The following is a 19334-nucleotide window of genomic DNA, read 5'->3' as shown; positions in this document are numbered from 1 at the left end:
CCGTAGGGGCGGCTAGGGTGATTTCATGATGTCGTCTGCCGATCCCTATGCGGAGCTGGTCTCCCTGATCACCCGGTTCACGCCGGAGGACGGGCATGTGGAGACCGCCGTCGACGGCCTGTTCCTGGCGCGCAAGACCTCGCCCAGCATGCCGTTGCATACCGCCCAGTGGCCATGCCTGGCCCTGGTGGTCCAAGGCGCCAAGGTCGTGCGCGTGGGTGAAGAGACCCTGCGCTATGGCGTCGGCGACTATCTGCTGGTGGCGCTCGACATGCCCGTCGCCTCCTGCGTGATCGAAGCGACGCCGGAAAAGCCGCAGATCGGCCTGGGCATGGCTATCGACGTGGTGCGTCTGGGCGACCTGATCCGCCGCATCGGCGTACCCCGTCCGGCCACGGCGGCGGACGCCATGCGGGGCCTGGCGGTCAATTCCGCGGGGCCGGACCTGCTGGACGCCGTGCTACGGCTGGTGCGCCTGCTGGACCGGCCGCAGGACGTGGCCGCCATGGCGCCGCTGATCCAGGACGAGATCCTCTATCGCCTGCTGACCGGGCCGGACGCCGCGCGCCTGCTGCACATAACGGCGGGCGAGGGGGCTGGCGGCGGCCGCGTGGCTCGCGCCGTTGGATGGCTGCGCGACAACTACGACCAGCCCCTGCGTATTGAAGCCCTGGCCGAGGCGGTGGGCATGAGCGAGTCTTCTCTGCACCACCAGTTCAAGGCGGTCACCGCCATGACGCCGCTGCAGTATCAGAAGCAGCTTCGCCTGCACGAGGCGCGCCGCCTGATGCTGGTCGAGGACGCCGACGTGGCCACCGCCGGCTTCCGCGTCGGCTATCAAAGCCCCTCACAGTTCAGCCGCGAATACCGCCGCCTCTACGGCCTGCCCCCGGCCCGCGACGTGGAGGCCGCAAGACGGCCGCTGGCCGCGGAGTGATAGCTAGTCGTGTATGCTGTGCGCGTGTCGGCGCAAAGCCGCTCCCTCGAGAGATGTTCCGTCCTCGCGTTCTAGAATGAGGCCAACTAGCGCCGGCCCTTGATGGGGTGACTTCTTTCGGCGTTTGTCTTCGTCATTGTACAACGCCCTTGCTCCGTCCAAAGCTCGGGACTCGAAGTCGAAGCTTTCTGAAGCTTCGAAGGCGGGTTCGGTGGAGGAAGTCAGGTATTTGACCTTAAGAACAAACGTCATTTGTTTCTCCCGTGCTCTCGAAGTGGTGTTCATTGAGTGACCTATCAAGGTCCAGCTTTGCTCTGATGCCGCGCTACGCTACTTCTTCGCCCATGACGCCCCACCGCCGCGATGTCGTGACTGGAAGCTTGGCCCTGAGCCTCGCGGGCGCAACCAACGCTACCGGAGCCCCCGCCATGTACGGCCTGATCGGCAAGATGAAAGCCGCCCCCGGCAAGCGCGACGCGCTGATCGCCATTCTGCTGGACGGGGTGTCCGGCATGCCGGGCTGCCAGTCCTATGTGGTGGCCAAGGTCGCCGACGATCCCGACGCCATCTGGATCACCGAGGTGTGGGACAGCGCCGAAAGCCACAAGGCCTCGCTGCAACTGCCGTCGGTCAAGGACGCCATCGCCAAGGGCCGCCCCCTGATCGCCGGCTTCGACACCCACATCGAAACCACCCCCGTCGGTGGGCATGGGCTGAAGTAGCTCTTCTCCTGCCCCGCTTGCGGGGGAGGGGGACCACGAAGTGGTGGAGGGGGCGCTGACTGGGCTCTGAGCCGGAAGAAGCGCCCCCTCCGTCTCGTCGCTGTCGCGCCGATCCACCTCCCCCGTACGCTTCGCTACGGGGCAGGAGTGGGATCAGCTGAACAACAGCCTGATCGTCTCGCGGTAGAACAGGATGTGCCGGCCCGCCTGGTGCGGATCGCGCAGGCCCTTGGACAGCAGGATGCCGCCCTCGACGATGACGGTCATCTGGTCGGCGACGGTTTCCAGATCGACCGGCGCCTTAGGCGGATGGACCGCGGCGATCTCCTCCAGCCACGCCTGGTAACGCCGCCGCCAGTTCAGGACGATCTCGACCCCGCGCTGGCGCACCCCGGCGTCAAAGGCGCTGTCCTGGATGACGATGGCCGCCACGATGCAGCCGGGCCGCACCTTCATGTACTCGTCCATCACCTCGGCGGTCAGCTTGAGGAAGATCAGGTACGAATGCAGCGGGTCTTCGTGCAGGCTGCGGGCGCGGCTTTCCAGACTGTCCAGCAGCGCTTCGTCCTGCTCCACGAAGCGGTCGATCAGCTGACGGGCGAGGTCGTTCTTGTCCTTGAAGTGGTAGAAGAACCCGCTCTTGGTGATGCTGCCGGCCTCAACCAGCTCTTCGATCGACGTGGCCGCGAAGCCCTTGTCGATGATGCGGTCATAGGCCAGGTCCATGATCCGCGCGCGCGTCGCCGCGCCCTTGGACAGGGGCGGGGACTGCACCAATGGTGCGGTTTTGGGTTCGATAACAGCTAACATAACACAGTTCGTAACATATTTCGCGCGTGAAATACCAGTGTTTGCAGGCGTTTCAGCCTCAAATTCGCGACTGCACCATGCGTCGGCTGGAGGGGCTTTGGGGCGGCCTATACTTATTCCCCCCTCCCGGGTCGGCAGGCCGCTGGCCGGAACGCATTCAGACGAGCACGCACATGACCCTCAAGGATCACCGCGGGCTGGCCGTCACCGGCGCCAGCCCTTTCGCCCTGGAGCGCTTTGAAAGCGCCCTGGCCCTCTACAACCGCTTCGGCCTCGATCCGGTGGCCGAGCTGGACGCCGCCCTCGCCGACAGCCCCGACTTCATCATGGCGCACGTCCTGCGCGCCCACCTGCACCTCAGCGGCACCGACCCCATGGGCGTGACCGCCATCCTGCCCAACCTGGCCCAGGCCGAGGGGGCCAAGGGCACGCCGCGCGAGACCGCCCACGTCCTGGCCATCCGCGCCATGGTCGAGGGCCGCTGGCGCGAGGCGGCCCGCACCCTGGAAGACATCGCCGTCACCTATCCCCTCGACATGGTCGCCGTCCGCGGCGGCCACTTCGTCGACTTCCTGCTGGGCGACAGCCGCATGCTGCGCGACCGCATCGCCCGGGCCATGCCGGCCTGGGGCGCGACGACGCCGGGCTGGCACGCCATGCTGGCCATGCACGCCTTCGGGCTGGAGGAGACCGGCGACTACGCCCGCGCCGAGCAACAGGGCCTCGCCGCCCTCAAGATCGAGCCCCGCGACAGTTGGGCCAAGCACGCCGTCGCCCACGTGTTGGAGATGCAGGGCCGCGCGGAGGAGGGCGTGCGCTTCATGACCGCCGACACCCCCGCCTGGGCCGAGAACAACCTGCTGGCCGTTCATAACTGGTGGCACTTGGCGCTATATCACCTGGAGCTGGGCGACTACGAGCAGGTGCTGCGCCTGTTCGACGGCCCCATCCATGGCGCCCGCTCGCCGATCGTCTTCGATCTGGTCGACGCCTCGGCCATGCTGTGGCGGCTCCAGCTGCTGGGTGTCGATGTGGGCGATCGCTGGACGACGGTGGCCGATGGCTGGTCGTTCAGCGCCGCCGACAGCGCCTACGCCTTCAACGACATGCATGCGATGATGGCCTTCGCCGCCGCCAACCGTAAGGAAGACGTGCGCCTGGTGCGCGCCGTGCAGTCCTCGGCCCGCGAGACGGTCGGCGACAACCGCGAGTTCCTCAACGAGGTCGGCCACGCCGCCACCGAGGCCATGGCCGCCTTCGCCGCAGGGGACTATCGCAACGCCGTGTCGCTGCTGCGGCCGATCCGCCACCGGGCCTACCGTTTCGGCGGCAGCCACGCCCAGCGCGACATCATCGACCTGACTCTGCTGGAGGCCGCGATCCGCGGCGGCGACCGTGATCTGGCGCGAGCCCTAGCCGCCGAACGCGCCGCCGCCAAACCGCACGGCAGCGCCGTGCTCCTGGCCAATCGCGCCGCCCTCGCTGCTTGAGGACGGCGTGAGCGGGGAGGGAAGGCGGCGCGTCCCCTAACGCACCGCCTTCTCGACCGCCTCAAGAATAGATTCCCTCGCCCTTGTGGCGAGGGTCCCTGTGTCCGCCGCCGCCGCGCCAAACGGTCGGTCGCCGCGAATACGGATGCAGGGACCCCAGGCACAAGGCCTGGGGAAGCGCACTATGTAAGGCGCTAAGGGAGCTAACCCCCGTAAATGATCGAGATCGTCTCGGCCACGCAGGCGGGGCGTTCTTCGCCCTCAATCTCGATGGTGCATTCGTTCTTCAGCTGCAGGCCGCCGGCCTTGGGCTCAACGCCGGTCAGCTTCTGGCGCATGCGTACGCGCTTACCGACCCGCACCATGTTGGTGAAGCGCACCTTCTCGGTGCCGTAGTTGATGCCGCGCGTGACGCCCGACACGTTCAGCAGACCCGCGCCCAGAAACGGGATCAGCGACAGGGTCAGGTAGCCGTGGGCGATCGGGCCGCCGATCTCGCGGGTGGCGCGCTCCACATCCACGTGAATCCACTGGTGGTCCCCGGTGGCTTCGGCGAACTGATTGACCCGCTCCTGGGTGATCTCGACCCAGTCGGACACTCCGACCTCTTGGCCGACCAGGCTGGCGACGTCGGCGAAAGTGACGCTCTTCATGCGGGCTTCTCCCTATTCAAACGATTGTTTCGTAGCGTTGTAGCGGTCATCATCCCCGCAAAACAAGGGAGACCACCATGTCCGCGCCGAAGTTCGAGACCCTGCTGTACGACGTCCGCGACGGCGTCGCGACCCTCACCCTGAACCGGCCGGAGAAGCTGAACGCCTTCACCGCCCGCATGATGAAGGAACTGATCGAGGCTTTCGACAGCACCGACGCCGACGACGCCGTCCGCGCGGTGATCGTCACCGGCTCGGGCCGCGCCTTCTGCGCCGGGGCGGACCTGTCGGGCGGCGGCGCCACCTTCGACCGCACCTCGCCCCAGGCGCTGGAACGCGAAGAGGGCAAGGTCGGCGACATCTATCGCGACGGCGGCGGCCGGGTCTCCTTGCGTATCTTCGACAGCCTGAAACCCGTGATCGCCGCTGTGAACGGCCCGGCCGTGGGCGTGGGCGTCACCATGCAGCTACCCATGGACATCCGCCTGGCCAGCACCGACGCCAAGTTTGGCTTCGTCTTCGCCAAGCGCGGCATCACGCCGGAAGCCTGTTCGTCCTGGTTCCTGCCGCGTCTGGTAGGGCCGCAGACCGCCCTGGAATGGTGTTTCACCGGCCGCGTCTTCGGCGCGCAGGAGGCCCTGGATCGCGGCCTCGTCCGCTCGCTCCACGCGCCAGAGGACCTGCTGCCCGCCGCCACCGCCCTGGCGCGCGAGATCGCCGACAACACCGCCCCGGTCTCGGTGGCCCTGTCGCGCCAGCTGATCTGGCGCATGGCCGGCGCTGTCCATCCGATGCAGGCCCACATGGCCGACAGCCGGGCCATCCAGTCGCGCGGCGCTTCCGGCGACGCCAAGGAAGGCGTGACTTCCTTCCTGGAAAAACGCCCGCCCAACTATCCCGACAAGGTCTCGTCCGACCTGCCCGACGTGTGGGAGCATTGGGATCGCCCGGAGTTTAAATAGCGAATATACGCGCCTCCCTCGCCCTTGTGGCGAGGGTCCCTATGTCCGCCGATGCCGCGCCAAACGGTTCGCATTGTGCGTGCGGATGTAGGGACCCCAGGCACAAGGCCGGGGGAAGCGGCTTAAGCCGGGCGTTGCACCGCAGGGGAGAGAGTGAACTACTCTCCCTGTGAGCCAGCCCGCCGCCGATTCCGCGCCAGAGGCCGCCGCCCGGTTGCGGGCGGCGTTGCTCAAGCGGCTGGCCGATCTGGTCTGTCTTCCCGCCGAGCGCACGGACCCGCATCAGAAGGCCGTGGCCGTCGATCTGCTGATCGAGGCCCTGCGCGAGGCGGCCGAGGGCGAGCGGGTGCGCGTGGCCCAGCGTCTGTCGGCCATCTCTTCCCCGCCGGCGGCCCTGGTCCGCGTCCTGTTGCGCGACGCCGTGGCCGTGGCCCGGCCCCTGCTGGAATCCCGTGCTCATCTGGGCGACGCCGAACTGGTCGATTGCGCCCGCCGCGCCAGTGACGAGCACCGCGCCCTGATCGCCGCCCGGCCTGGTGTGAGCGAGGTGGTGTCCGACGCCATCCTGGAAGCCGGCGACATCGCGGCGGGCGAGGTCTTGCTGATCAACCGCGACGCGCGCCTGGGGCAGGGCGCGCTCGCCATCCTCACCGCCGCCGCCAGCGCTCGGCCCGAGCTGGTGGCGCCGCTCCTGGCGCGCGGCGAGCTGACCCCCGGCCAGGCCTTCGACCTGTTCTGGTCCGCGGACCCCGCGGCGCGGGCGCAGGTCCTGCGCCGCTTCGCCGCCCCGCGGGCTCAACTGCGCGAGGCGGTGGACGACCTCTATCCCGTCGCCAAGGCCGGGGGATGGGCCGACCGGCTCACCCGTCGCACCCTGGAGTTTGTCGGCCGCCGCCAGCGAGACCGCGCCCATTCCGGCCTATTTCCGACCCTTGAAGCGGCCATCCAGGCGGCGCGGTTCGGCGTCACCCCGTCCATGACTGACGAGATCGCCCGTCTCGCCGGGGTGAAGCCTCAGACCGGGCGGCGGATCTTCGACGATCCGGGCGGTGAGGCCCTGGTGGTCCTGGTCAAGGCGGCGGGGCTGCCGCGCGACGCCCTGGTCACGCTCTGGTCCGCCCTGCAGCGGCCGGGTTCGAAGCAAGATTTGGTGGAGCTGTTTGACGGTCTGGCCATCGATCGGGCGCAGACGGTTCTTCGCTATTGGGATGTATTTCCGCCGCCGCTCGATCTGTAGCCGCGTCGGATGAACGCTGATCTAGTGTTTGGCGACTTCCAAGGTCAAAAACTCGGCGCGGTTACCACATTTATGAGCATCTTTGTTTTCGAGACAAAGATCATGCACCACGCTTGTCTGAATGAGCGGCGTTCTATAAGTACGAGCCTCCTGACTTCGGAATCAACAATTGATGCGGCGTCGCGCGCCCTCAGCAGAATAAGACGAACATGGACGATAAAGCAGAAATCATCGAGATGACGGCGGATATCGTTTCCGCTTACGTGGGCAACAATTCCGTGTCGGCGTCCGACCTGCCCGCCCTGATCCAGAGCATCCACCGCGCCATCGCCGAGATCGCCACCGGCGCCGAGCCGGTCGAGGTCGCGCCCAAGGAGCCGGCCGTGCCGCTCAAGCGCTCGATCACGCCCGACCACCTCGTCTGCCTGGAGGACGGCCGCAAGTTCAAGTCGCTGAAGCGCCACCTGCGGACCAAGTACAACATGAGCCCCGAGGAATATCGGGCCAAGTGGAACCTGCCCAAGGACTATCCGATGGTCGCCCCGAACTACGCCAAGGCGCGTTCGGACCTGGCCAAGCAGATGGGTCTGGGCCAAGGCGGCCGCAAACCCGCCCGCAAGGGTCGCTAGACCTCAGCCGACCCGGTCTTTTGAAGCGCCCGTCGTCCTATCGGACGGCGGGCGTTTCTGCGTTTAAAGCTCAAGCATGGGGCAGGCGGGCCGAAACTGTCGTTTCGGAGCAACGCCGTTGTGCCGTTCTGGCGCCTTTTTGCGCGCGTTAACCCTTTTCCGCTTGCTCCCGATTCGTTGGTTGAGCGATAGTTAATTGTCGTGATTCCAACGGCTTGTTCGGGACTCTGGAGATGGTCGCGCAATTGGGCGCTCCCGCCGCGGCGGCAAGAGCTCACCAAGAGATGTTCGCCTACTGGGCGTCGCTGCGTCGGGGCTCCAAGCTGCCCAGTCGCGCGGACATCGATCCTTCCAGCATGAAGCGGCTTTTGCCGACGGTCAGTCTGATCGATGTGGTCCCTGACGGGCGCGGCGGGACTGGACGCGATTACGCCCTGCGCCTAGCGGGCACCGGTCTCTACACCGTCTATGGCCGCGAGATCACCGGCCGCACCCTGGGCGAGGTCTACAACTCCACCGCCGCCGACTACTGGCGCCATGAACTCGACCGCGTGGTCGACGAGGCCAAGCCAGGCGTCGGGGTCCACAATCTGGCCTGGCGCGGCGCCGCTCACCTGTCGATCCTGTGGCTTCGCCTGCCGCTGTCCTCGGATGGTCGCAAGGTCGATATGATCCTCGGCTACGACGCCGTGGTGGGCATGCAGCCTGAAGTTCTGGCGTCCAGCGGCATCCGCGCGGCCTGACGTCAAAGTCGGACGTATCCGGCTTTTATTCCTATTGTGGATAGCAATAGGAAAGTTATCCTCGCCCTTCCCCTCGCGACCTAAGGTTGCGGAGTGGCTCGACGCAAAAAGGCGTGCGGGCCGAGGAGAGAGCAAGGAAATGACTGCCCAAACCTATGACGAACTGCTCGAAGCAGGCCGCGATCCGAAGAAGGACCGCCTGGCCGCCGGCTTCGTAACCAGCCTCGTCGCCATGTCCACCGGGGTGCCGCCGCGCGAGATCGCCGCCCGCACCCGCGCCCGCGCCGAGGCCGCCCGCGCCCGCCAGATGGCCATGTACCTGACCCATGTGGCCTTCGCCTGGCCCATGGCCCGCGTGGCCGCCGCCTTTGGCCGCGACCGCACCACGGCCAGCCATGCCTGCCATCGCATCGAGGACCTGCGCGATGACGCCGCCTTCGACGCGCGGCTGAGCGAGATGGAGGCCTGCCTGCGCCAGGCCCCCGCCGACACCTGGGCGACCGCGTGAACCGCGCCGCCGCCCTGCTGGCCCGCCCGGGCGCCTGGCTGGAGGCCAGCGGCGGCGTCTATCTGCTGCGCGCCACCGCCGATCGCCGCAGGCGCCCGATGATGTGGCTGGACGAGGCGGCCTTCGACGCCTTGGTCCGCGAGCCGGGCCTGCGTCCGCGCGGGGAGGGGGGCTACGTCCTTGCCCGCACCGCCGTCGCCCAGCCTGCGCCCTCCGCCGCCGCCCGCCCTGGCTTCATCGAGGGCGAGCGTACGACAGCCGAGCCCGACGGCCGCCTTGTCGCGCGCCGCGCCAATCTGGGCGAGTCCCCCATCGCCTGGCTGGCCCGCCGCCGTGATCCGCAAGGCCGCCCCTGGCTGACCCCGATCCAGGCCGCGGCGGGCGAGAAGCTGCGCGAGGACTTTCACCGCGCCGGAACCCTGGGCCGCCTGACCATGGCCTGGGACGCCGGCCCCCGCGGCAGCGGCGGTCGCGGCCCGGGCCTGGAACCCGCGGAACGCGCCCGCGCCGCCAAGGACCGCATCGCCCGCGCCCTCGACGCCGTCGGTCCTGGCCTGAAGGAAATGCTGGAGCGGGTCTGCGGCGCCGGCTCCGCCCTCGACGCCGCCGAGCGCGCGCTTGGCCTGCCGCGCCGGTCCGGCAAGACGGTCCTGACCCTCGCCCTCGACCGGCTAGCCCAGCACTACGGGCTGGCCTGAAAAATATTCAACCAATCGGTTGACTCTTTCCGTGCGTTTCTCATATTCAACGACATGGTTGAATTAGAAGCGCCCCAGCTGGACACCGTCTTTCACGCCCTCGGCGACGCCACCCGTCGCCGGATGCTCCGCGACCTCGCGGACGGCGAGCGCACGGTGAGCCAGCTGGCCGAACCTTTCGAAATCTCGCTGGCGGCCGTCTCCAAGCACATCAAGGCGCTGGAGAACGCCGGCCTGATCCGCCGCGAGGTGAGGGGCCGCACCCATATGTGCCGCCTCGACCCCGGCCCCCTCGCCAGCGCCCAGCAGTGGCTGAGCTTCTACGAGCGCTTCTGGACCGAACGTCTGGATGTTCTCGAGCAACTGCTCCGTGACGCCGACGCGGGCAAAACGCCCGTCCCCAAAGGAGAAGACCAATGACCGACGCCATCACTCTCGACGCCTATGGCGCGCTGATCGAGCCCGCGACCCTGAAGATCCAGCGCCTGCTGCCCGGCCCCATCGAGCGCTGCTGGGCCTATCTGACCGACAGCGAACTGCGCCGCCAGTGGCTGGCCGCCGGCGACATGCAGAAGGGCGCCGACACGACCTTCGAGTTCGTCTGGCGCAACGATGAACTCACCGACCCGCCCGGCAAGCGCCCCGACGGCATGGCGGACGAACACCGGATGCAAAGCCGCATCACCCAGTTCGACCCGCCCCGCAAACTCGCCATCACCTGGGGCGCCCACGGCGAGGTCTCCTTCGAGCTTCAGGCTCAGGGCGACGAGGTCCTGCTGACCCTGGTCCACAGCCGCGTCCCCGACCGCTCCACCCTGCTCAGCGTCAGCTCCGGCTGGCACGCGCACCTGGACGTCCTGGAAGCCAAGGCGCGCGGCAAGACCCCGGCTCCCTTCTGGGACCGTGTCGCCGTTCTCAAACCCCAATACGATCAGCGCCTGCCGGCGTGACTCTATAGATGAACCCCTCTCCCTCGATGGGAGAGGGGCAGGGGTGAGGATGACGCGACCGTTCCGCCGCACCCTCGTCCACCGCCGCATCACCCTCATCCCCGACCCTTCTCCCATCAAGGGAGAAGGGGGATCAGGCTCGCTCCGCATCACTCCGTATCCGCGACACCATCGACGCCAACCCATTGGCGCGGCTCATGGACAGCATGTTGCTCAGGCCCAGCCGCGCCAGCCCCTCGCGGGCGTCGAAGGCCAGGATTTCGGCCGGCGTGCGGCCGGAATAGAGACGCAGCAACACCCCGATGATGCCGCGCGGGATCACCGCCTCGCTGTCGCCCCGGAACACCAGGGTCCCGTCGGCCCGCCGTTCGGTCACCAGCCAGGCCGGCGAGGCGCAGCCGCGCAGGGCGTTGGCCTCCGTCTGCTCGGCAGCTGGCAGCCGGGGCAGGGCCTTGCCCAGCTCGATGACATATTCGTACTGCGCGTCGCGGTCGCCGATGAGTTCGAACTCCTCGACGATCTCGTTCAGGGTCTGGTCGATACCGCTCATGGCCGCGACTTAAGCGGCGAGGGCGGCGGGGGCAAGGTCGCTCGTCCTTCGAGGCGCAGCCTTTCGGCTGCTCCTCAGGATGACGGATTCAGTAAAGCGACAAACCTCGTCATGCTGAGGAGCGCGATAGCGCGTCTCGAAGCACGCAAGACCTACGCCCCCGGCAACCGCACCACGGCCCTCAGGCCTTCGCCCTTGGCCGACACGATGCGCAGGGTCCCGCCCATGGCGTCGCACAGCAGTTGCACGATGGGCAGACCAAGGCCCGCGCCCTCGGCGGCCCGGCTGAGCGTGCTCTCGCCCTGTTCGAACGGCCGCAGCAGGCGGGGAATATCGCGCGGATCGACCCCTTCGCCGCAGTCCTCGATGGAGATCTCCACCATGTCCCCGTCGCGGCTCGCCCGCAGGATGATTGGCGCGCCCATGGGCGAATAGGCGATGGCGTTCTGCAACAGGTTGCCCAGGATGGTGCGCAAGCCCTTGGCGTCGGCGCGGACCTCCAGCGCCTCGTCCAGTCCCACCAGTTCCAGGCGCGCCTGACGGGCGGCCAGCTCGTCGCGCAGGCTCTCGGCCGCGTATTCCATGGCCGGGGCCAGGGGTTCGGTGTCCACGCTCAGATCGACCACATGGCCTTCCAGCCGCGCGATCTCGAGGATCTGGTTCACCAGCCGCAGCAGGCGATGGCCGCTCTCGTGAACCAGCTTGGCGTATTCCTGGTACTGCGGCTGGCCCATCGGGCCGTACAGTTCCGAGGACAGGATCTCGGAAAAGCCGATGATGGCGTTCAGCGGCGTGCGCAGCTCATGGCTGACCATGCGCAGGAACGAGCGCTTCTGGTCGTCCAGGGCGGCCTGGCGACGGGCGCTCATGCGCTGCAGGCGCGCCGCCGCGCTGTCCGCCGGACGCTCGGCGGGCGCGGGGGCCTCGAAACCCTGGGTCAGCGCCGCGACGGCGGCTTTTTCAGACATGGACCGTGCTGGCCCCCGTTAATCATTGATGCGACCATGCGCCCTCGCGCTTACGAATCCGTTTCCGTCCACAAGAGAAGTCGCAAAGCAGGGTTCTGCCGATCGCTCCGGGGTTGTGCGCCCTGCAGAATCCGCCCGAAATGATTACTCTCCGGCGGTTTAGCTCTCTAATCGACACGGTGCTGTGAAAGACCATCCTCGCCATATCCAGGGACCTGTTCGCCGGGCGGCCGCCGTCGCCGGCTCGCGGGCGGCTGTCTGGCATGGTGTATGGCTCGCGGCCGTGGTCATCGCGGGCGTCGCCCTGATCGCGGGCGCGCCCGGCGCGGCGGGCTGGCTCATGTGCGCCCTGGCCGGCGGCGCGGCTCCGGCCCTTGCGGGCCTGACCCTGGCCTGGATGGACACTCCGCGCCTGCGCACGACTCTTCTCGGCATCTGGGCGCTAGGGGCGGCGGTCGCTGTCCTGCTGACCGGCGGCGCATCCGGCCCCCTGGCCGCCTGGTGCCTGGCTCCCGCCGCCGCCGCGGCCCTGCTCGGCGGCCCCGCGCGCCTGGCCCAGGGCGCGTCCCTGTCGCTGATGGTCGCCGCCCTCGCCATCCTCGCCCCGCTCGCCGGGTTCGCACCCATCGTCCCGCCAGGGGTGAGCAGCCTGTGGCTCGGCGCCCTGACGCTCGGCACCATCTCGCTCGGCTTTTCGGCCGGCCTGATCCTTCACGGCCGCGGGCTCACCGCAGAGGGGCAGCGCGACTTCACCACCGCCTATCGCCTCAACGCCCTGATGCAGGCGCAGCCCAACCTGATCCTGGCCCTCGACGTCGACGGCCGCGTCCAGGCCGCCTTCGGCGACGCCCTCGACGGGGTCGAACCGGAATCCCTGCTGGCCGGGGGGCTCGCCCTGTCCATGGCCATCGAGGATCGCCCCCGCATGGAGGCGGCCCTGCGCCGCGCCCTCACGGAAGGCCAGGCCGAGCTGGAGTTCAGCCCCGCCGCCGCCATGGACCGCACCATCATCGCCTCGGTCCGCGTGGGCCGCGAGGGCGGGCTGGTCGCCAGCCTGCGCGACGCCACCGCCGACCGCGCCCGCGAGGCGATGCTGGAACAGGCCCGCGCCGACGCAGAGTCCATCGCCGCCAACAAGGCCCGCTTCCTGGCCAATATGAGCCACGAGCTACGCACGCCGCTCAACGCCATCATGGGCTTCTCCGACATCATGCGCGCCAAGATGTTCGGTCCGCTGCCCGACCGCTACGCCGAGTACAGCGAGCTGATCCACGAGTCCGGGGCCCACCTGCTGGACCTGATCAACGACGTCCTCGACATGTCCAAAATCGAGGCCGAGCGCTTCCAGCTGACGCGCGAGATCTTCGACGCCCGCGAGGCTGTCTCCGCCGCCCTGCGCCTGATGCGCGTCCAGGCCGACAGCGCCGGGGTCAAGCTGCGCGGCGTCCTGCCGGCCCAGGTGATGGAGGTCGACGCCGACCGCCGCGCCATCAAGCAGATCGCCCTGAACCTGATCTCCAACGCCCTGAAATTCACCCCCAAGAAGGGCTCGGTCACCGTCTCGACCGCCATCTACGAGAACATGTTCGAACTGATCGTCGCCGACAGCGGCGTCGGCATCTCGCCCGAGGACGTGGTCCGCCTGGGCAAGCCCTTCGAACAGGCCGGCGACAACGAACGCAAGGCCCAGGGCACCGGCCTCGGCCTGTCCCTCGTCCGCGCCTTCGCCGAACTGCACGGCGGGGAGATGCACCTGGAAAGCGTGGTCGGCTCGGGCACCTCGGTCACCGTCCGCCTGCCCGTCGCCATCGCCCTGCGCGCGCCCGGCGCACCCACCATGGGCGGCAATGTCGTGGCCTTCACGCCGGGCCGATAAGTCCCGCTACGCCAAATACGCCAAGCATTACTTGCGCCGCTCCCGGTCCCGGCGCAGCAATGTTCGACGCCTATACATCTTATGGTTGGCGCGTGACCTAAATGCCGTGGAGCATGGTCAAGCCCTGATCTAGCGAATCCTCCCGAATTCGACGTCTCCGCGTCGATTAGGGGAGTGTTGCAGCATGGCGACCATCGGTGAACTCGAAGACATCTACGCCCTCATCAACCGCAAGGCGCCCTCGGCGGCCCAGAGCCTGATCCTCCAGGAGATGGCGGTGCGCTCCCAGAATGGGATCATCACCGACGACGCCGCCTACAAGTACATCTTCGATCAGGCGGCCGGCACGACCAGCGTCGCGACCCTGACCTACCAGTTCTTCACCGGCAAGACACCGACCGAAGCCGGCCTGGACTATCTGGTGAACAGCACCACCAACGCCAACGATCTCAACGACGCCGCCTATCAGGGCTTCAACACCGAGAACCGCTACATCAACTTCGCGGTGAACCTGGGCGTGGCCGGTGAGGGGCGGGCGGGGTTCTCGCAGATCTACAGCCCGCTCACCTTCGCCGAGACCGTGGTGGTCGCGTACAACCGGATCATCGGCGACAGCCAGGCCGCCGAAGCCGGCATCGACGTCAACGCCGCGGTCGCCAACATCGCCGGCCGCAAGGCCTATTTCGACTCGGTGGTGGCTCAGGCGGGCATCACCGCCGCCGACCGTGACCTGGCCGCCAAGGCCGCCGTGGTCGGCTACATCATGGCCGAAGCCGTGAAGGCCGCCGTCGGCGCCTACCCCTCCGGCCTGAAAGCCTACTACGAGTATCTGTTCGCTGACGAATTCAGCACCCACAGCGTCGATCTCGAAGGCTTCACGCCCATCGCGGCCCCGCCAGGAAACACCCTGGTTCTTGTGCAGGACAAATCATACGGGCAGGGCGCGCTGGGCGCCGCGGATGTCTTCACCACCAGGGCTGACAATGCGACGGGCGATATCGCCGCCAACGGCGCCGACGTCACGGTGGACGCCGGCAACGGCTTCGACGGCATCAGCGCCACGCTGACCGCAGCGGGCGCGCATACCGTCTCTCTGGACATGGGCGGCGGCATCGATCTCGCCCTGATCCAGTTCACCGAAGGCGGCAAGAGCATCCACCTTGATGGCGGCGATGGTCGCGACACCCTGAACCTGACGCTCAGTTCGGATGTCACCTCGGCGGTGACGCAGGTCGAGGGCTTTGAGACGGTCGGCCTGCGGACCACTGGCGGGGTCACCCGGACGGTGGACTTCGACGCCTTCACCGGCGTGACAAGAGTGAACGCCTCGGCCAATGGCGGCGCGCTCAAGATCACCGATCTGACCGAGGCGGTCGCCGTCGAGGTCCGCAGCACGGGAACCTGGGACACCGCCCTGGTCTATGACGATGTCGATGCGGCGACGGTGACCTTGGCCACCAGCAACACCTCCGAACTGATCGTCGAGGGGGTCGAGACCCTGACGGTTGTCCTGACCAGGGCCGTGACGCTTCAAAGCATCTTCGCCGAGGACGCCACCTCGACCCTGGTCGTGAAGGGCGACTTCTCGGCCCGCCTCGGCGACGTCGTTCTGACGGGCGATGAGCGTCTCGTCGACCTGACGGCTGTCACCAAAAAAGATCTGGCGCTTCGCTACACCACCGGCGCCGAAGACACCGACACCCTCCGCCTGGGCGGCGGCGACGACACCCTGCGGCTGGTCGTCGGTGACGGGAAGGGCGATGCGGTGGTCACCCTGGGCGCGGGCTACGACACCCTCGAATTCGACAACTTCGCGGGCGACAGCAACATCAGCTTCAACGCCACGGGCGGTGATCTGAAGACGGTCACCGGCGTCACCGACTTTGATCTCGACGATGACACGCTGGTTGTGGTGGACGGCGATTACCTGGCCATGGCGCCCGGCGCCTTCACCGGCGGGAGCGGGGCCACCGACAAGGCCCGGTTCGATACCGCGGCGGCGGCCCTCAACACCGGCTTCGTGGCGGACCGCTTCACGATGTTTGACGCGGCGGATGGCTCGGGCGTCTACGTCTATTCGTCGGGCGACAACGCTGGCGCGGGCGACGACGTCTACATCAAGCTGGTCGGCATCAGCCTGGACGATCTCACCGTCGATGCGGACGGCGCGAGCATCTACGGCGCCGGGTGATCTGACAACGGGACCTCACCGCACCAGAAACGCCCGCCCCGCCGCGAAGTCGCCGACCTCGACATAGGCCGTGCGCACCACGTCGCCCCGCGGGCCGGCGAACAGGAACTCCACGGCGATCGCCTCGCGCGGGTCCAGGGCCTCGATGGCCGTGGCCGCCGCCTCGGGGAAGCGGAAGCTCATGCCGCGCTTGGCGCCGGCGGGCAGCAGCGACTTCTCCGCTCCGCCCCGCGCCTGCGCCAGGAAGGCCCGCGTCGCCGTGCGCGGGGGCAGGCGGGTGGCCAGTGGCGCCCGCGCGCCGCCTCGGCTCAGGTAAGCCCCGCCCGTCTTGCCGATGTCGCGCATGACGATGCGGGCGGTGAAGGGCTGGGCTTCGTCGGCGAAGGCCACGACCGCGGTCAGGGCCGTGCGGCTCCCGCCCACATTGGCCGACAGGCCGAAGATCGCCCGGTCCGCCCCGAAGCTGGCCGGCTGCGACAGCCGCCACACGGCCTGTTGCTGCGAGATCGCCCGGTCGGCGGTCCAGCTGGCGATCTCGCCGGGGAAGCGCTGCATCTGCAGACGGGCGTAACCCTCGAACCCCTCGCGGACTCGCCGAGCCGCCAATGTGATGTCGGGCGAGTTGCAGGCCGCGCGTCCCGCCGCCGCTTGGGCCCGCCGGCCCGTGGCCGCGATCTGGTCCGGGCTCGCCCCCGCGCGCAGGGCCGCGCCGCGCGCCTGGGCCTGACCCGACGACAGGGCCGCCCGTAGTTGCGGCGTGAACAGTCGGCACCGTCCGTCCGCCGCCACCATCACCGTCCGCTCGTAGTAGAGGTCCATGGCCGACGCCGCCCATGCATCTCCCGAGATCGCCGCGACCAGGGCGGCGAGGGCGAGGATGCGGCGCGGGCTCGTCATGGGGCGGCGTGTTCCCGTATGCTGGGGCTTACAGGGACCTGCTTACCGGTCCCGCCGGGATCGCGATAGGCCATGCTTCTCTCCACCGACATCTGGGTCGGCGCCCTGATCCGCCGGGCCCAGCAGCAGGGCGCCTTCGCGGCCGTCTCCCGCAAGGGCGACCCCCAGGCTGGCGCCGTGCTGGTCAAGGCGGTGAACCTGCGGGCCCGCGAGGCGCGGCTGTACAGCGAGGCCACCCGCGGCGACGGCGAGCGGGTCTGGATGCAGCCGGTCGCCTCCACCGCCGAGCCCGAACTGGACGCCTATATCGAGCGCACCGCCCGCATCGACCCCGACATCTGGGTCATCGAGATCGAGGATGCGGAGGGGCGCCACTTTCTGGTCGAACCTGTGGAGGCGCGTTAACCGCCTTCCTAAACCGGACTGAAAGTCTGTCCGGGGCATGGTCCGCCCATGCTTTTCCTGATGAACGACGTGGTCCTGAGCCTGGACGCGGCCGATCTCGCGCCGCCGTTGTCGGCCGCCCAGCTGGGCGCGCTGAACCTCCAGGCCGTCAGCCGTCTGGGCCAGGAACTGTTCTCGGAAGAGCCGCTGCTGCAGCGCAAAAGCATCGAACGCGCCCACCGCCTGGCCGCCCTGATCGTCTATATGCAGCCGGAAGTGAACGCCGCCCTGTTCGTGGCCCTGGCTCGCGGCGTGCCGCACGAGGACGTGGCCGTGCGCTACGCGTCCCTGGGCCTTGAGATGATGGCCGGCCTCTATGCGCGCCAGAAGGCGGGCGTCCTAACCAACGTCGACGCCGACAAGGCCGTCTGGCAGCGCTTCGCGGCCTAGAGCAGCAGCTCGAACGCGTAATGCACCGTCAGGGCGAGGCCAGCCAGCAGGGCGAAGCCCAGCACCAGGCAGGCCGATGGGTGCAGATCGCCTTTGCGGCGGGGCGCCAGATGGTTGTTGTGCGGCACATAGGCCATGTCGTTCCTCCGGTTGGCGGGTCTCTGTCGGACCTCTTCCAATGACCGAACGATGACTCCAAATAACCCTCCTGCATAGAGGGTTGTTTAAACCGACGGACCAGCCAGCTTGGAGTTGCGCAGGCCGTAGGCGAAATAGAACGCGCAGGCGACCGCGATCCAAAGCCCGAACAGCAGGTACGTGTCCCACGGCAGGTTCACGATCAGGTACAGGCAGAACAGCACGCTCGCCACCGGCAGCAGGGGATAGAGCGGAACCTTGTACCGCCGTGGCAGGTCCGGCCGCGTCCGCCGCAGGATCAGCACCGAGGCCGACACGATCCCGAAGGCGATCAGGGTGCCCATGCTGGTCAGGTTGACCAGCACGTCCAGCGGAACCAGCGCCGCCAGGGTGGCGATGCCTATGGCCACCACGATGGTGTTGATCCGGGGCGCGCCGCGGCTATCCAGTTTCTGCATGAAGCGCGGCATCAGGCCATCGCGGCTCATGGCGTACAGGATCCGCGTCTGGCCATAGATGGTCACCAGGGTGATCGAGAAGATCGACGCGATGGCCCCCAGGCACAGCACCAGCGACGGCCACGACGCCCCCGTGATGTTGCGCAGGATCACCGCCAGCCCCGCGTCCTGCCCTTCGAACTGGGTCCAGGGCTGCGCGCCGACGGCCGCCAGGGCCACCAGGATGTAGATGCCGGTGACGATCACCAGCGACAGCACGATGCCCAGCGGCAGATTGCGCTCCGGGTCCTTGACCTCTTCCGCCGCCGTCGAGACCGCGTCGATGCCGATATAGGAGAAGAAGATCGAGCTGGCCGCCGCCCCGATCCCGGCCACGCCCAGCGGCGCGAAGGGCCGCAGGTTCTCGGTCGAGAACGCCGTGAACGCCATCACCACGAAGAACACCAGCACCGCCAGCTTGACCACCACCAGTATGGCGTTGACCAGCATGCTCTCCTTGACCCCGCGCAGCAGCAGCACCGCGCACAGCAGAACCAGCACCACCGCCGGCAGGTTGAACACCCCGCCCGCCCCCGGCGGCTGGGCGATGGCGTCGGGCATCCGCGTACCGAACAGGTCGAACAACAGCTCGTTCAGATACTGCCCCCAGCCCACCGCGATGGCCGAGGTCGAGACCGCGTATTCCAGCAGCAGGCATGACCCGACCACGAAGGCGACGAACTCGCCCAGGGTCGCGTAGGTGTAGGAATAGGCCGATCCCGACGCCGGGATGATCGAGGCCAGCTCGGCGTAACACAGCGCCGTCAGCCCCGCCGTGATCCCCGCCAGCACGAAGGCCACCGTCACCGCCGGCCCGGCCTCGGGAACGGCGGTGGTCAGGGCCACGAAAATCCCCGTCCCTATGGTCGCCCCGATGCCCAGCATGACCAGCTGCAACAGGCCCATGGTCCGATGCAGGCTGTCCGCCTCGGCCACGATCGGCTTGCGGCGGAAAAGATCGCTGAGCTTCATGGGCGGCGGGTCCAGGCCGGTTGAGAAGCGCGGCTTATAGGATGCGGGACGGGGTGGTGGAAGGCGGGGCGT

22 protein-coding genes are annotated in these 19334 nt (G+C 68.1%); 15 read left to right on the top strand and 7 right to left on the bottom strand.

What is annotated here, in order from left to right; all coding sequences use genetic code 11:
• The first annotated feature begins 25 nt into the window (after window positions 1-25).
• On the top strand, window positions 26-937 hold the full coding sequence (locus tag O5K31_RS12830) for an AraC family transcriptional regulator (protein WP_269713994.1): 912 nt from the start codon (window positions 26-28) through the stop codon (window positions 935-937).
• Window positions 938-1365: 428 nt separating this feature from the next.
• Window positions 1366-1659 carry a putative quinol monooxygenase gene (locus O5K31_RS12825; protein WP_269713993.1) on the top strand — a complete coding sequence of 98 codons (294 nt, stop codon included), beginning with the start codon at window positions 1366-1368 and terminating at the stop codon, window positions 1657-1659.
• Window positions 1660-1812: 153 nt separating this feature from the next.
• On the opposite strand, the gene O5K31_RS12820 is transcribed toward O5K31_RS12825, so the two are convergent.
• Window positions 1813-2433: a TetR/AcrR family transcriptional regulator gene (locus O5K31_RS12820; protein WP_269713992.1), complete on the bottom strand. Its 621-nt coding sequence runs from the start codon at window positions 2431-2433 to the stop codon at window positions 1813-1815.
• 209 nt (window positions 2434-2642) lie between these two features.
• Between O5K31_RS12820 and O5K31_RS12815 the strand changes: the two genes are divergently transcribed.
• The gene (locus O5K31_RS12815; RefSeq protein WP_269713991.1) at window positions 2643-3959 is read left to right on the top strand and encodes a tetratricopeptide repeat protein; all 1317 of its coding nucleotides are present in this window, start codon (window positions 2643-2645) and stop codon (window positions 3957-3959) included.
• Between the two features lie 203 nt (window positions 3960-4162).
• On the opposite strand, the gene O5K31_RS12810 is transcribed toward O5K31_RS12815, so the two are convergent.
• Window positions 4163-4612, bottom strand: a complete 450-nt coding sequence (locus O5K31_RS12810; protein ID WP_269713990.1) for a MaoC family dehydratase — start codon at window positions 4610-4612, stop codon at window positions 4163-4165.
• A 77-nt stretch (window positions 4613-4689) separates the two neighbouring features.
• Between O5K31_RS12810 and O5K31_RS12805 the strand changes: the two genes are divergently transcribed.
• The 8 genes from O5K31_RS12805 to O5K31_RS12770 all read left to right on the top strand — a co-directional run bounded on the left by O5K31_RS12805 (window position 4690) and on the right by O5K31_RS12770 (window position 10339).
• The gene (locus O5K31_RS12805) at window positions 4690-5574 is read left to right on the top strand and encodes a crotonase/enoyl-CoA hydratase family protein (protein WP_269713989.1); all 885 of its coding nucleotides are present in this window, start codon (window positions 4690-4692) and stop codon (window positions 5572-5574) included.
• 169 nt (window positions 5575-5743) lie between these two features.
• The gene (locus O5K31_RS12800) at window positions 5744-6811 is read left to right on the top strand and encodes a DUF2336 domain-containing protein (protein WP_269713988.1); all 1068 of its coding nucleotides are present in this window, start codon (window positions 5744-5746) and stop codon (window positions 6809-6811) included.
• Window positions 6812-7020: 209 nt separating this feature from the next.
• Window positions 7021-7440 carry a MucR family transcriptional regulator gene (locus O5K31_RS12795; RefSeq protein WP_269713987.1) on the top strand — a complete coding sequence of 140 codons (420 nt, stop codon included), beginning with the start codon at window positions 7021-7023 and terminating at the stop codon, window positions 7438-7440.
• Window positions 7441-7667: 227 nt separating this feature from the next.
• Window positions 7668-8183: a motility/cell cycle regulatory protein MopJ gene (mopJ, locus tag O5K31_RS12790; RefSeq protein WP_269717055.1), complete on the top strand. Its 516-nt coding sequence runs from the start codon at window positions 7668-7670 to the stop codon at window positions 8181-8183.
• A 139-nt stretch (window positions 8184-8322) separates the two neighbouring features.
• Window positions 8323-8691: a helix-turn-helix domain-containing protein gene (locus O5K31_RS12785; RefSeq protein WP_269713986.1), complete on the top strand. Its 369-nt coding sequence runs from the start codon at window positions 8323-8325 to the stop codon at window positions 8689-8691.
• On the top strand, window positions 8688-9389 hold the full coding sequence (locus tag O5K31_RS12780; RefSeq protein ID WP_269713985.1) for a DUF6456 domain-containing protein: 702 nt from the start codon (window positions 8688-8690) through the stop codon (window positions 9387-9389). The genes O5K31_RS12785 and O5K31_RS12780 overlap by 4 nt, the downstream gene beginning before the upstream one ends.
• Before the next feature lie 54 nt (window positions 9390-9443).
• Window positions 9444-9809: an ArsR/SmtB family transcription factor gene (locus O5K31_RS12775; protein WP_269713984.1), complete on the top strand. Its 366-nt coding sequence runs from the start codon at window positions 9444-9446 to the stop codon at window positions 9807-9809.
• On the top strand, window positions 9806-10339 hold the full coding sequence (locus tag O5K31_RS12770) for an SRPBCC family protein (protein WP_269713983.1): 534 nt from the start codon (window positions 9806-9808) through the stop codon (window positions 10337-10339). Before O5K31_RS12775 ends, O5K31_RS12770 begins: the two co-directional genes overlap by 4 nt.
• A 133-nt stretch (window positions 10340-10472) precedes the next feature.
• On the opposite strand, the gene O5K31_RS12765 is transcribed toward O5K31_RS12770, so the two are convergent.
• Window positions 10473-10889 carry a SufE family protein gene (locus tag O5K31_RS12765; RefSeq protein WP_269713982.1) on the bottom strand — a complete coding sequence of 139 codons (417 nt, stop codon included), beginning with the start codon at window positions 10887-10889 and terminating at the stop codon, window positions 10473-10475.
• Window positions 10890-11041: 152 nt separating this feature from the next.
• The gene (locus O5K31_RS12760; RefSeq protein ID WP_269713981.1) at window positions 11042-11857 is read right to left on the bottom strand and encodes a sensor histidine kinase; all 816 of its coding nucleotides are present in this window, start codon (window positions 11855-11857) and stop codon (window positions 11042-11044) included.
• Window positions 11858-12041: 184 nt separating this feature from the next.
• Here O5K31_RS12760 and O5K31_RS12755 point away from each other — a divergent pair, with 184 nt between their 5' ends.
• On the top strand, window positions 12042-13733 hold the full coding sequence (locus O5K31_RS12755) for a sensor histidine kinase (protein WP_269713980.1): 1692 nt from the start codon (window positions 12042-12044) through the stop codon (window positions 13731-13733).
• A 184-nt stretch (window positions 13734-13917) separates the two neighbouring features.
• Window positions 13918-15924 carry a hypothetical protein gene (locus O5K31_RS12750; protein ID WP_269713979.1) on the top strand — a complete coding sequence of 669 codons (2007 nt, stop codon included), beginning with the start codon at window positions 13918-13920 and terminating at the stop codon, window positions 15922-15924.
• 15 nt (window positions 15925-15939) lie between these two features.
• Here the strand turns inward: O5K31_RS12750 and O5K31_RS12745 are convergent, their stop codons facing one another.
• On the bottom strand, window positions 15940-16821 hold the full coding sequence (locus O5K31_RS12745) for a hypothetical protein (RefSeq protein ID WP_269713978.1): 882 nt from the start codon (window positions 16819-16821) through the stop codon (window positions 15940-15942).
• Window positions 16822-16893: 72 nt separating this feature from the next.
• Here O5K31_RS12745 and O5K31_RS12740 point away from each other — a divergent pair, with 72 nt between their 5' ends.
• Together O5K31_RS12740 and O5K31_RS12735 are read left to right on the top strand one after the other, a co-directional pair.
• A complete protein-coding gene (locus O5K31_RS12740) occupies window positions 16894-17226 on the top strand; it encodes a DUF1491 family protein (protein WP_269713977.1) in 333 nt (110 codons plus the stop codon).
• A 48-nt stretch (window positions 17227-17274) separates the two neighbouring features.
• A complete protein-coding gene (locus O5K31_RS12735; RefSeq protein WP_269713976.1) occupies window positions 17275-17655 on the top strand; it encodes a hypothetical protein in 381 nt (126 codons plus the stop codon).
• Here the strand turns inward: O5K31_RS12735 and O5K31_RS12730 are convergent.
• Window positions 17652-17792, bottom strand: coding sequence for a hypothetical protein (locus O5K31_RS12730; RefSeq protein ID WP_269713975.1), 141 nt, complete (start codon window positions 17790-17792; stop codon window positions 17652-17654). The two genes, O5K31_RS12735 and O5K31_RS12730, sit on opposite strands and share 4 nt — an antisense overlap.
• 87 nt (window positions 17793-17879) lie before the next feature.
• Window positions 17880-19262: an APC family permease gene (locus O5K31_RS12725; protein WP_269713974.1), complete on the bottom strand. Its 1383-nt coding sequence runs from the start codon at window positions 19260-19262 to the stop codon at window positions 17880-17882.
• Window positions 19263-19334: the final 72 nt, after the last annotated feature.

The sequence above is a fragment of the Caulobacter sp. NIBR2454 genome (assembly GCF_027474405.1).
Lineage (GTDB): Bacteria > Pseudomonadota > Alphaproteobacteria > Caulobacterales > Caulobacteraceae > Caulobacter.
This window is presented reverse-complemented; position numbering and strand designations above follow the sequence as displayed.

Excerpts from the sequence above, each read along its gene's own strand:
- O5K31_RS12785 (WP_269713986.1), top strand. The coding sequence starts at position 8,323 with ATGACTGCCCAAACCTATGACGAACTGCTCGAAGCAGGCCGCGATCCG.
- O5K31_RS12730 (WP_269713975.1), bottom strand. The coding sequence starts at position 17,792 with ATGGCCTATGTGCCGCACAACAACCATCTGGCGCCCCGCCGCAAAGGC.
- O5K31_RS12830 (WP_269713994.1), top strand. The coding sequence starts at position 26 with ATGATGTCGTCTGCCGATCCCTATGCGGAGCTGGTCTCCCTGATCACC.
- O5K31_RS12735 (WP_269713976.1), top strand. The coding sequence starts at position 17,275 with ATGCTTTTCCTGATGAACGACGTGGTCCTGAGCCTGGACGCGGCCGAT.
- O5K31_RS12810 (WP_269713990.1), bottom strand. The coding sequence starts at position 4,612 with ATGAAGAGCGTCACTTTCGCCGACGTCGCCAGCCTGGTCGGCCAAGAG.
- O5K31_RS12750 (WP_269713979.1), top strand. The coding sequence starts at position 13,918 with ATGGCGACCATCGGTGAACTCGAAGACATCTACGCCCTCATCAACCGC.
- O5K31_RS12760 (WP_269713981.1), bottom strand. The coding sequence starts at position 11,857 with ATGTCTGAAAAAGCCGCCGTCGCGGCGCTGACCCAGGGTTTCGAGGCC.
- O5K31_RS12745 (WP_269713978.1), bottom strand. The coding sequence starts at position 16,821 with ATGACGAGCCCGCGCCGCATCCTCGCCCTCGCCGCCCTGGTCGCGGCG.
- O5K31_RS12805 (WP_269713989.1), top strand. The coding sequence starts at position 4,690 with ATGTCCGCGCCGAAGTTCGAGACCCTGCTGTACGACGTCCGCGACGGC.
- O5K31_RS12815 (WP_269713991.1), top strand. The coding sequence starts at position 2,643 with ATGACCCTCAAGGATCACCGCGGGCTGGCCGTCACCGGCGCCAGCCCT.
- O5K31_RS12765 (WP_269713982.1), bottom strand. The coding sequence starts at position 10,889 with ATGAGCGGTATCGACCAGACCCTGAACGAGATCGTCGAGGAGTTCGAA.
- O5K31_RS12725 (WP_269713974.1), bottom strand. The coding sequence starts at position 19,262 with ATGAAGCTCAGCGATCTTTTCCGCCGCAAGCCGATCGTGGCCGAGGCG.
- O5K31_RS12775 (WP_269713984.1), top strand. The coding sequence starts at position 9,444 with ATGGTTGAATTAGAAGCGCCCCAGCTGGACACCGTCTTTCACGCCCTC.
- O5K31_RS12825 (WP_269713993.1), top strand. The coding sequence starts at position 1,366 with ATGTACGGCCTGATCGGCAAGATGAAAGCCGCCCCCGGCAAGCGCGAC.
- O5K31_RS12770 (WP_269713983.1), top strand. The coding sequence starts at position 9,806 with ATGACCGACGCCATCACTCTCGACGCCTATGGCGCGCTGATCGAGCCC.
- O5K31_RS12740 (WP_269713977.1), top strand. The coding sequence starts at position 16,894 with ATGCTTCTCTCCACCGACATCTGGGTCGGCGCCCTGATCCGCCGGGCC.
- O5K31_RS12795 (WP_269713987.1), top strand. The coding sequence starts at position 7,021 with ATGGACGATAAAGCAGAAATCATCGAGATGACGGCGGATATCGTTTCC.